This window comes from Phenylobacterium sp. (assembly GCF_036563285.1).
Taxonomy (GTDB): domain Bacteria; phylum Pseudomonadota; class Alphaproteobacteria; order Caulobacterales; family Caulobacteraceae; genus Phenylobacterium.
Genome location: NZ_DATCMR010000011.1, coordinates 779,623 through 789,226 on the forward strand (window position 1 = coordinate 779,623; position 9,604 = coordinate 789,226).

General features: G+C 71.3%; 11 protein-coding genes. 7 read left to right on the top strand and 4 right to left on the bottom strand.

The window, feature by feature from the left end:
* Window positions 1-36: 36 nt before the first annotated feature.
* The gene (locus VIL76_RS14625) at window positions 37-903 is read left to right on the top strand and encodes a CoA ester lyase (RefSeq protein WP_332045767.1); all 867 of its coding nucleotides are present in this window, start codon (window positions 37-39) and stop codon (window positions 901-903) included.
* A 7-nt stretch (window positions 904-910) separates the two neighbouring features.
* Window positions 911-1,531 carry a hypothetical protein gene (locus VIL76_RS14630; RefSeq protein WP_332045768.1) on the top strand — a complete coding sequence of 207 codons (621 nt, stop codon included), beginning with the start codon at window positions 911-913 and terminating at the stop codon, window positions 1,529-1,531.
* On the opposite strand, the gene VIL76_RS14635 is transcribed toward VIL76_RS14630, so the two are convergent.
* On the bottom strand, window positions 1,528-1,947 hold the full coding sequence (locus VIL76_RS14635) for an HIT family protein (protein ID WP_332045769.1): 420 nt from the start codon (window positions 1,945-1,947) through the stop codon (window positions 1,528-1,530). The genes VIL76_RS14630 and VIL76_RS14635 overlap by 4 nt on opposite strands.
* Window positions 1,948-2,051: 104 nt before the next feature.
* Here VIL76_RS14635 and VIL76_RS14640 point away from each other — a divergent pair, with 104 nt between their 5' ends.
* Window positions 2,052-3,041: a malate dehydrogenase gene (locus VIL76_RS14640; RefSeq protein WP_332045770.1), complete on the top strand. Its 990-nt coding sequence runs from the start codon at window positions 2,052-2,054 to the stop codon at window positions 3,039-3,041.
* A 120-nt stretch (window positions 3,042-3,161) separates the two neighbouring features.
* On the opposite strand, the gene VIL76_RS14645 is transcribed toward VIL76_RS14640, so the two are convergent.
* Both VIL76_RS14645 and VIL76_RS14650 read right to left on the bottom strand, forming a co-directional pair.
* Window positions 3,162-3,995 (bottom strand): hypothetical protein, encoded by an 834-nt coding sequence (locus VIL76_RS14645; protein ID WP_332045771.1) that lies wholly within the window; start codon window positions 3,993-3,995, stop codon window positions 3,162-3,164.
* Window positions 3,996-4,089: 94 nt separating this feature from the next.
* Window positions 4,090-5,181, bottom strand: a complete 1,092-nt coding sequence (locus tag VIL76_RS14650; protein ID WP_332045772.1) for a lysozyme inhibitor LprI family protein — start codon at window positions 5,179-5,181, stop codon at window positions 4,090-4,092.
* Window positions 5,182-5,304: 123 nt separating this feature from the next.
* Here VIL76_RS14650 and VIL76_RS14655 point away from each other — a divergent pair, with 123 nt between their 5' ends.
* The gene (locus VIL76_RS14655; protein ID WP_332045773.1) at window positions 5,305-5,847 is read left to right on the top strand and encodes a GNAT family N-acetyltransferase; all 543 of its coding nucleotides are present in this window, start codon (window positions 5,305-5,307) and stop codon (window positions 5,845-5,847) included.
* On the opposite strand, the gene VIL76_RS14660 is transcribed toward VIL76_RS14655, so the two are convergent.
* Complete coding sequence (locus VIL76_RS14660) at window positions 5,844-6,587, bottom strand: LytTR family DNA-binding domain-containing protein (protein ID WP_332045774.1); 744 nt, start codon at window positions 6,585-6,587, stop codon at window positions 5,844-5,846. The genes VIL76_RS14655 and VIL76_RS14660 overlap by 4 nt on opposite strands.
* A 186-nt stretch (window positions 6,588-6,773) precedes the next feature.
* Between VIL76_RS14660 and VIL76_RS14665 the strand changes: the two genes are divergently transcribed.
* The 3 genes from VIL76_RS14665 (at window position 6,774) to sucD (ending at window position 9,528) form a co-directional block, all read left to right on the top strand.
* The gene (locus VIL76_RS14665) at window positions 6,774-7,316 is read left to right on the top strand and encodes a DUF2306 domain-containing protein (RefSeq protein ID WP_332045775.1); all 543 of its coding nucleotides are present in this window, start codon (window positions 6,774-6,776) and stop codon (window positions 7,314-7,316) included.
* A gap of 131 nt (window positions 7,317-7,447) precedes the next feature.
* Window positions 7,448-8,647, top strand: coding sequence for an ADP-forming succinate--CoA ligase subunit beta (gene sucC / locus VIL76_RS14670; protein ID WP_332045776.1), 1,200 nt, complete (start codon window positions 7,448-7,450; stop codon window positions 8,645-8,647).
* A 2-nt stretch (window positions 8,648-8,649) separates the two neighbouring features.
* Entirely contained in the window at window positions 8,650-9,528 is an 879-nt protein-coding gene (gene sucD, locus VIL76_RS14675) for a succinate--CoA ligase subunit alpha (protein ID WP_332045777.1), read from the top strand.
* Window positions 9,529-9,604: the final 76 nt, after the last annotated feature.

Sequence of the window (9,604 nt, forward strand, 5' to 3'; positions counted from 1 at the left end):
AACCTGGGGACCCGCCAAGCGCATAAGGCGCCTTCGATGACCGTTTCCGCTCGTCCCCGCCGCAGCGCGCTCTACCTGCCCGCGTCCAACGCGCGTGCCGTGGAGAAGGCTCGCGGCCTGGCCTGCGACGTGGTGATCCTGGACCTCGAGGACTCCGTCGGGCCGGACGCCAAGGCGGAAGCGCGCGCCGCGGCCGTGGAGGCGGTGCGCGCCGGCGGGTTCGGGGCGCGCGAGGTGGTGATCCGGGTCAACGGGCTCGACACGGAGTGGGGCGCCGAGGACCTCGAGGCCGCCGCGGCCGCCGGGCCCGACGCGGTGCTGGCCCCGAAGGTGGGCTCGGCCGAGGCGCTCGCCGCCTATGCTGCGGGACTGAAGGGGCGCGCGCGGCTGTGGGCCATGGTGGAGACCTGCCAGGCGATGTTCGCGTTGGATGCGCTCGGCCGCGCCAGCCGCGAGGCGGGCTGCGACGTCTGGGTGATCGGCTTCAACGACCTCGTGAAGGAGATGCGCTGCCGGCCCGGACCCGAGCGCGCGCCGCTGCTGCCGGCGCTGGCGATGAGCGTCATGGCCGCGCGGGCCCATGGGCTGGTGATCCTGGACGGCGTCTACAACGACATCCCCGACCTAGAGGGGCTCGAGCGGGAGTGCCGGCAGGGCGCCGAGCTCGGCTTCGACGGCAAGACCCTGATCCATCCGAGCCATCTGCAGACGGCCAACTGCGCCTTCTCGCCGGAGCCGGCGGCGGTCGCCTGGGCGCGGACGGTGGCGCAGGCCTTCGATTCGCCGGAAAACGCCGGCAAAGGGGTGCTGAAGGTCGAGGGGCGGATGGTCGAGCGCTTGCACCTGGCCGAGGCGCGTCGTCTGATCGCGGTGGCCGACGCCATCGCGGCTCACGACACATGAGAGGAAGATGAGGCTCCAAGCCGCTGTCCTGCTGATCGCACTGCTGGCTTCGCCCGGGTGGGCGCAGCCTGCCGACCCGATCGGCGAGCTGCTCGATCGCCAGCAGGAGGAGCCCGCGCCGGTCGAGGACGACGAGGAGCCGGAGGTCCCGACCGCGCCCGAGATCCAGCCTTCGCTCGCCGTGCCGGTCGAGCCTCCCCGACCCCGGCCGCAGCTGACTGCCCCTGTGCACATCGACGAGACGGGCAAATCGCCCGACGCGCCGCCGACCACCCGCGACCTCGCCTATGAGTCGCGGGTCCGCTCGTCCTTCGCCTCGGCGCAGGGGTTCCAGGGGCCGCTCGACGGCGGCTGGACGCTCTCCGGCCCGGGGGGCGACCTCTATTCGTTCCGGCTGGTGGACAAGGGCCGGGGCTCGGTCGAAGGCGCCTGGCTCGACCTGCGCCGCAAGGGCGCGCCGGCGGGGTCCGGCTTTATCGACCAGGTGGAGCGGGTCGGCGACGAGATGATCCTGAGGTTCGCCGAGGGCGCGGTGGCCGAGCTCACCGGCGGCTCGGACGGCCGCTGGAGCGGGCGGCTCACCGAGAAGGGCGAGGCGCGCGCCGTGACGCTCCGCCGGACGCCCTAGAGCCCCAGCGCCCTGCGGGCGGCCTGGACCGCCAGCGCCAAGTCTTCCGGACGGTACCGCTCGGCGGCGCCCGCGCCCCACACCGGCCCGGGCCACGCCGGATCGTCCGAGCGCCGGCCGACCACGTGGACGTGCAGCTGCGGCGTCACGTTGCCCAGCTGGCCGACGTTGAGCTTCTCGATCCTGCGGCCGAGCGCCAGGCCCACGGCGCGCACCGCCTCGCCGGCCCGTACGATCTCCTCCATCAGCACGTCGCGCTCGCCCGGCGCCAGGTCCTCCAGCTCGCGGGCGCCCGCCACCTTCGGGATCAGCACCACCCACGGGAACCGCGCGTCGCCCTGCAGCCGCGCGTGGCAGAGCGCGAGCTCTCCGAGCGCCTCGGAGGTGGCGGCGAAGGCGGGGTCCAGGTGGGCCATCGCCTCATTCAGCACGGCGCCACCGTTGCAGCAACGGGCCCCTTGGGATAGGCAGCCGCCGACCGCGGCGACGCCGCGACCTCTTTCAGTTCCTGGAGCACCTCATGGCGACGAAGCCCCCTGTCCGCGTGGCGGTCACCGGCGCGGCCGGCAACATCGGCTACGCCCTCCTCTTCCGCATCGCCTCCGGCGCCATGCTCGGGCCCGACCAGCCGGTGATCCTGCAGCTGCTGGAGATCCCGGTCGAAGGCCCGCAGAAGGCGCTGAAGGGTGTGGCCATGGAGCTGGAGGACTGCGCCTTCCCGCTGCTGCAGGACATGGTGCTGACCGGCGAGGCCGACGTGGCCTTCAAGGACGCCAACTGGTGCCTGCTGGTGGGTTCCAAGCCCCGCGGCCCCGGCATGGAGCGCGCCGACCTCCTGAAGGACAACGGCAAGATCTTCATCGCGCAGGGCCAGTCCATCGACCGCGTGGCGGCCGACGACGCCCGGGTCGCGGTGGTCGGCAACCCCTGCAACACCAACTGCATGATCGCGGCCTCCCAGGCCAAGCGCCTGACTGCCGACCGGTTCACCGCGATGGTGCGCCTCGACGAGAACCGCGGCCGCGCCCAGCTGGCGCAGAAGGCCGGCGTCTCGATCAACGACGTCAGCGAGCTGTTCATCTACGGCAACCACTCGCCGACCATGTTCGCCGACTTCACCCACGCCAAGATCGGCGGCAAGGCCGCCCGCGACGTGATCGGCGACGAGGCCTGGCTGGCCAACGACTACCTGCCGACGGTGGGCAAGCGCGGCGCGGCGATCATCGAGGCCCGCGGCCAGTCCTCGGCGGCCTCGGCGGCCAACGCCCTGATCGACCACGTCCGCGACCTGGTCACCCCGGGCAAGGTGCACTCCGTCGCGGTGAGCTCGGAAGGCCGCTATGGCTTCGCCGAGGGTGTCTGGGCCGGCATGCCGGTGAAGACCACCCAGCCGGGGTCCTACGAGGTGGTCACCGACTACCAGATGGACGACTTCGCCAAGTCGAAGATCAAGATCACCAACGACGAGCTGGTCGGCGAGCGCGACACCGTGAAGGACATGCTGGGCTGAGCGCAGCAGCAAAAGTAGGGACCGCTTTGCGCTTGGCGGCGCTCCCCTCTCAGCTAGCGCGCGCCTCTTAGCTGGCGCGCGCTCGGGGCGGCGAACCGGCTCCCACTTGGCCCGAGCGCCCTAGAAGTCGTCTTCGGCGATGGCGTTCAGCTCGCGGATGCGCTGGCGGTAGACGCTGGCGACCGCCTCGGGCGAGCGCCTAGCCGCGTCTTCGCGGATGGAGAGCCAGTCGTCCTGCTCGCGGCGCAGCTCGCGGTAGGGGATGCCCGAGCCCACCGCCCGGTCGAAGGCCCGGTTCAGCCGCCGGTCCAGCATGGCCAGCTCGGAGTCGCCGCAGACCAGCTGTTCCGACCGGCTGCGGGCGTAGCGGCAGTTGAAGCTCGGCCTCACGTCGCGGTCGACGGACGCCGTCTGGGGCAAGGGCTGCGGCCGCACCACCGCGGTCCGGGCCGGCGGCGCCTCGCGCACCACCGCGGTCCGGGCGGGCGGCGCCTCGCGCACCACGGCTGACGCCGGCGATTGCGGCACGGCCCTGGCCACCTGGACCGGCGGCGGCCTGCGGACCACAGGCGCCGGCGCGATCACCGGGCGGGACGCTTCGGCGGCGCGCGCCAGGTCCTGCGGCATCACTTCCAGCGGCGCGGGCGCTTCCGGCGCGGGCGTGATCACCGGCGGCATGACCTCGATCGCCACCTGCGTGGCCGGCGCCTCCGCGGGCACGGGCGCGACCGCCTTCATCGGCTCGCGGGCGCGGCCATCCTCGCCGAACTCGGGCCGGGCCCAGAGGCCGAACAGCAGGCCCGCGGCCGTGGCGGCGGCCAGGCCGCCGAGCAGGGTCTTCTTGGTGATGCTCTCCCGGTGCGGCGGGGCCGCCGCCGGCGTCGCAGGAGCCGGGCCGGCAAAACCGTTATAGGTGGCCCCGCCCCAGGGCTCTCCGGTACGATGAGTCGGCATTGGCGAAATCTCGTCTGCGGCGTCCCGAAGGGCGTAATCCGCTGACGGACTCTGCAGTTGCAACAGCCAAGGCGCCCAATTTCAGGCGCAGTTGCTAGTAGCCGCCGCGCGCGTCCCTGGACATGTCGTTGAGTTCGGCGATGCGGGCCAGGTAGACGTCGTGCACGGCCCAGGGCGCCTCGCGCGCCGCTGCGGCGCGGGCGGCGAGCCAGCGCTGCTGCTGCTGCTTCAGCTGCCAGGCCGGCACGCCGGCGGCCTCGGCGTCGCGATAGGCTCGGGCGAGTTGCCGGTCGGCGGCGGCCAGCGCCGGGTCGGCGCAGACGATGGCCTCGCCCGGATCGGACGAGACGCAGCGCTTGCCGGATGTCCTGGCCTTCTTCGGCGTCTCGGCCTTGGCGAGCTTGACGTTCTCCGCCGTCTTCTTCGCCGGCCTGGCGATCTCCGAAGCCGCGACCTCCGCCTCGGCCTCGTCGGCCTTGCGCGCCTTGAACGGCTTGGCGATCACGCTCTTCAGCCGGCTGAGCCGGCCCGGCTGGCGGGTGTCGGACACCTCGATGCCGGCCTCTTCGGCCGTGACGATCTCCTTCGGCGGCTTCGGAGCTTTGGCGACCTTCAGTTCAGAGGCCTTCTTCGCCGCTTCCGCCTTGGCGCGGTCGACGCGGAGCTTCTCGGCCTTGGCCTTGGCGAGCTTCGCCTTCTCCAGCCGGGGCTTCGCGGCCTTCGCCTTCTCGGTCTTCTCGGCTTTCGCCGCGTTGCGGCTCCCGTCGGGCGCGCGGTCGATCTCCAGGACGCTGGGATCGAGATCCTGCACGCGCATCAGGCCTTCGGGCGGCCGGGTGGGCGGCAGCGAGGGCGCGGCGGCTGATGCGGCGGCCGGCTGGGCCATGATCTCGGCCGACACCGCAGGCCCCGAGATCGCGGCGGCCGTTGCGACCGCAGGCTTGGCGAACGGATCGGCGGGGTCGCTGAGCACGATCTCCAGCTTGCCGCGCGGCTGGGGCGCAGGCGCAGCCTTGGCCGCCACGGGCGGCTTCTGCTGGTCCTCGTCGGCCGGCCGGGCCCACAGTCCGGCGCCCGCGCCGAGCAGGCAGGCGCCGGCGATGCCCGCCAGCAGCACCTGGCGCGGCGCGGAACTGCTGCGCGCGCGGGCCTCGCCGCCGCCTTCGTTAGAGGTCTCGTTCGCCATTGGGCCGATCCTTCCCGAGGTCAGCCCCCCGAAGACCGATGCTCAAGGCCCGCTTGCCGCGCCCACGGCAAAGCTATAGCCCCCACTTCGGCCTCTCTCCCGCCGCTAAATGAGACGAAGACCGTGGAAATTCCAACTCCTACGCTTGAGACAGATCGCCTCATTCTGCGGGCGCCGATCGCCGCAGACTTCGAGGATTGGGCGCAGTTCGCCGCCGACGAGGAGACCAACCGGCACCTGGGCGGGCCCCAGGAGCGCGCCGGCGCCTGGCGCGGCATGTGCACCATGACCGGCGCCTGGGTGGTGCGCGGCTTCTCGATGTTCAGCGTCATCGAGAAGGAGACCGGCCGCTGGGTCGGCCGGCTGGGGCCGTGGCAGCCGGAGGGCTGGCCGGGCACGGAGGTGGGCTGGGGCATCGTCCGCGACTGCTGGGGCAAGGGCTACGCCACCGAGGGCGCGACGGCGGCCATCGACTGGGCCTTCGACGCGCTGGGCTGGGACGAGGTGATCCACACCATCGACAAGGACAATGTGAACTCCCACGCGGTGGCGCGGCGCCTCGGCTCGACCATCCTGCGCGAGGCCGTGCTGCCGCCGCCGCTGAACTGGCCGGTCCAGGTCTGGGGGCAGAGCCGCGAGCAGTGGATGGCGCGGCGCGGGCGCTAGATCCAGCGCTTCTCGCGCAGCTGGGCGGCGTAGGTGCGGCTCACCGGCACCTGGCAGCCGTCCTTCAGGGTCAGGGTGGCGCGCCCGTCGGCCCGCTTGGCGTCGGTGATGGCGTCGCGGGCGACCCACCAGGACCGGTGCACCTGCATGCCCTCGATGCCCTCCAGCTCGGCGATGGCGTCCGCCAGCCGCAGCAGGATCAGGTCCTGGCCCTTGGAGGTGTGGAGCCGCAGGTAGTGGTCCTCCGCCTCGACGGCCCAGACCTCCGCGCCGCGCAGCTTCAGCGGCAAGCGCTCCAGGAACTTCGGCGGCGCGGGCGGCGTGGCGGCCACCAGCGCACGGCGGCTCTCGATCAGCACGTTAAGCGTGGTCATCGCCAGCGAGATCACCGTGACGACGGCGAAGAGGGCGCCGGCGTCGGCGAGGGTGCGGTCCTCTCCCATCAGCAGGCGGTTCGCGGTCGCCACCACGAAGGTGAAAGGGCCGGACATGACGACGGCGGTGAGCGCGACGCGCAGCCAGCGGCCCTTGCGCTCCTGCGGACGCAGCAGCAGGCGGGCGACCATAGCCCCCCAGATGGTGCCCAGCGCCAGCAGGCCGACCCAGTAGGGGACGCGGATGCGCATCGGCAGCTCGTCCGTGCCGAAGGCGCCGGCCAGCGACAGGAAGACGCCGACCACGACCGACACACCCATGCCGCGCGCCCAGCCCCGCCAGTCGCTCCAGGGGCCCCAGTCCATTCCGCTGCGCTCGTTCGCCATGCTCACGACGGGGAGGTGAACATGATTGGCGCGGCGCGAGAAGGCGCCGGTCCACGAAGCGCGAATGGCGTCCGCGAAGCCGCCGCGGCGATTCATGAAAGCGCGGCTGCACGGGACGCGAAGCCCCGGCATGGGTCGGCGACTGCTTCGGACAAGGAGATCGCCATGTCGGACACCACCGCCGCGCCGGCCGCCCGCCGCCGCAACCTGATGATCGGCCTGGGCCTCGGGGCCGCCATCGCCGCCTTCTCCGTGGTCGCCTCTGGCGGGGTGGACAGCGTCGGGCGGATCGCTGCGTCGGCCCGGCCCCACGCCCCCGACCTGGCGCTGCTGGCCGCCCAGCCGCCGGCCATCCAGCTCCACCTCGTCTCCGTGGCCATTGCTTTCGTCGTCGGCGCCGTCCTGCTGCTCGGGCCCAAGGGGACCCTGCCGCACCGGACGCTGGGCTGGACCTGGGCGATCGCCATGGGGACGGTGGCCGTCAGCTCGCTGTTCATCCGCGAGATCAACGAAGGCGGGTTCAGCTTCGTGCACGCCATCTCGGGCTGGGTGATCGTGGCCCTGCCGGCGGCCCTCTACGCGGCGCGCCGGCACAAGGTGGCCGCGCACCGCGGCGCCATGACGGGGATGTACTTCGGCGGCATGTTCCTGGCCGGTGGGCTGGCCTTCCTGCCCGGCCGGCTGATGTGGCGCCTGTTCTTCGGCTGAGGCGCGGCGAACCGCGGAAAAGCGGCGCTTTTTCGAGGCTTCACGCGGTTGTCATAGGGGAGTGCGGCGCCTATAACCGCGCCCACTCGCCGCCCGGGCGAGGAAGCCTGAAAAGCGCGCCCGCTCTCCTCATGAACATCCACGAACACCAAGCCAAGGCCGTCCTCGCAGAGTTCGGCGTGGCGGTCCCGCGCGGCTATCCCGCGTTCACGCCCGACGAGGCCGTGCAGGCGGCCGAGAAGCTTGGGGGGCCGGTCTTCGTGGTGAAGTCGCAGATCCACGCCGGCGGCCGCGGCAAGGGCCGCTTCGAAGGCTTGGGTCCCGACGCGAAGGGCGGCGTCCGCGTCGTGAAGAGCGTTGATGAGGTGCGCACGAACGCCGAGGAGATGCTGGGCCGGGTGCTGGTGACCCACCAGACGGGTCCGAAGGGCAAGCAGGTCGGCCGCCTCTACATCGAGGAAGGCGCCCAGATCGCCAAGGAGTTCTACCTCTCCCTCCTCGTGGACCGCGAAACCTCCCGCGTTTCGGTGGTCGCCTCCACGGAGGGCGGCATGAACATCGAGGAGGTCGCGCACGACACGCCGGAGAAGATCGCCACCTTCACCATCGACCCGGTCACCGGCGTGTGGCCGCACCACGGCCTGCTGCTGGCCCAGGCGCTCGGCCTGAAGGGCGACCTCGCCAAGCAGGCGCGGATCCTGCTGACGCAGCTCTATGCGGCCTTCGTGGCCAAGGACATGAGCATGCTGGAGGTCAATCCGCTGATCGTCACCGCCGACGACCAGCTGCGCGTGCTCGACGCCAAGGTGAGCTTCGATTCCAACGCCCTCTTCCGCCACAAGGACATCGTCGAGCTGCGCGACGAGACCGAGGAGGACCCGAAGGAGATCGAGGCCTCCAAGTACGACCTCTCCTACATCGCCCTCGACGGGGAGATCGGGTGCATGGTCAACGGCGCGGGCCTGGCCATGGCCACCATGGACATCATCAAGCTCTACGGCGCCGAGCCCGCCAACTTCCTCGACGTGGGCGGCGGGGCGTCCAAGGAGAAGGTGACCGCAGCCTTCAAGATCATCACCTCGGACCCCAACGTGAAGGGCATCCTGGTCAACATCTTCGGCGGCATCATGCGTTGCGACATCATCGCCGAGGGCGTGGTCGAAGCGGTGAAGGAGGTGGGCCTGAAGGTCCCCCTGGTCGTCCGCCTGGAAGGCACCAACGTCGAGCAGGGCAAGGCGATCATCGCCAAGTCGGGCTTGAACGTCGTCTCCGCCAACGACCTCGCCGACGGCGCGGAAAAGATCGTCAAGGCCGTCCGGGGCGCCGCTTAAGAATGTCCATCCTCATCGACAAGAACACCCGCGTCATCTGCCAGGGCATCACCGGCGCGCAGGGCACCTTCCACAGCGAGCAGGCGATCGCTTACGGCACCAGGATGGTCGGTGGCGTGACCCCCGGCAAAGGCGGGACCAAGCACCTGGACCTGCCGGTGTTCGACACCGTCATGGAGGCCGTGAAGGAGACCGGCGCGGACGCGTCCGTCATCTACGTGCCGCCGCCGTTCGCCGCCGATTCCATCCTGGAGGCCGTGGACGCCGAGGTGCCGCTGATCGTCTGCATCACCGAGGGAATCCCGGTGGCCGATATGGTCAAGGTGAAGCGGGCGCTGGCCGGCTCGAAGTCGCGGCTGATCGGCCCCAACTGCCCCGGCGTGCTGACGCCGGAGCAGTGCAAGATCGGGATCATGCCGGGCAACATCTTCAGGAAGGGCTCGGTGGGCGTTGTCTCGCGCTCCGGAACGCTTACCTACGAGGCCGTCTTCCAGACCTCCCAGGTGGGCCTTGGCCAGACCACCGCCGTCGGCATCGGCGGCGACCCGGTCAAGGGCACCGAGTTCATCGACGTGCTGCAGATGTTCCTCGACGACCCCGAGACGGAGTCGATCATCATGATCGGGGAGATCGGCGGCTCGGCCGAGGAGGACGCGGCCGAATTCATCAAGAATTCACCAAACAAGAAGCCAATGGTCGGCTTCATCGCGGGACGCACCGCGCCGCCCGGGCGGCGCATGGGTCACGCGGGCGCGATCATCTCCGGCGGCAAGGGCGGGGCCGAGGACAAGATCGCCGCGATGGAGGCAGCGGGCATCCGCGTTTCTCCGTCGCCGGCGGCGCTCGGCACAACTCTCGTCGAGGTGCTGAAAGGCGCCTGACCAAAGTTCTAGTGTAAGGGCGGTCCGCGCTCGGCTCCTTCAGTAGAGAAGCTCCGCGGTCCCGCCGGGAAAGCGG

Excerpts from the sequence above, each read along its gene's own strand:
- VIL76_RS14660 (WP_332045774.1), bottom strand. The coding sequence starts at position 6,587 with ATGGACTGGGGCCCCTGGAGCGACTGGCGGGGCTGGGCGCGCGGCATG.
- VIL76_RS14630 (WP_332045768.1), top strand. The coding sequence starts at position 911 with ATGAGGCTCCAAGCCGCTGTCCTGCTGATCGCACTGCTGGCTTCGCCC.
- VIL76_RS14650 (WP_332045772.1), bottom strand. The coding sequence starts at position 5,181 with ATGGCGAACGAGACCTCTAACGAAGGCGGCGGCGAGGCCCGCGCGCGC.
- VIL76_RS14635 (WP_332045769.1), bottom strand. The coding sequence starts at position 1,947 with ATGGCCCACCTGGACCCCGCCTTCGCCGCCACCTCCGAGGCGCTCGGA.
- VIL76_RS14645 (WP_332045771.1), bottom strand. The coding sequence starts at position 3,995 with ATGCCGACTCATCGTACCGGAGAGCCCTGGGGCGGGGCCACCTATAAC.
- sucD (WP_332045777.1), top strand. The coding sequence starts at position 8,650 with ATGTCCATCCTCATCGACAAGAACACCCGCGTCATCTGCCAGGGCATC.
- VIL76_RS14665 (WP_332045775.1), top strand. The coding sequence starts at position 6,774 with ATGTCGGACACCACCGCCGCGCCGGCCGCCCGCCGCCGCAACCTGATG.
- VIL76_RS14640 (WP_332045770.1), top strand. The coding sequence starts at position 2,052 with ATGGCGACGAAGCCCCCTGTCCGCGTGGCGGTCACCGGCGCGGCCGGC.
- sucC (WP_332045776.1), top strand. The coding sequence starts at position 7,448 with ATGAACATCCACGAACACCAAGCCAAGGCCGTCCTCGCAGAGTTCGGC.
- VIL76_RS14625 (WP_332045767.1), top strand. The coding sequence starts at position 37 with ATGACCGTTTCCGCTCGTCCCCGCCGCAGCGCGCTCTACCTGCCCGCG.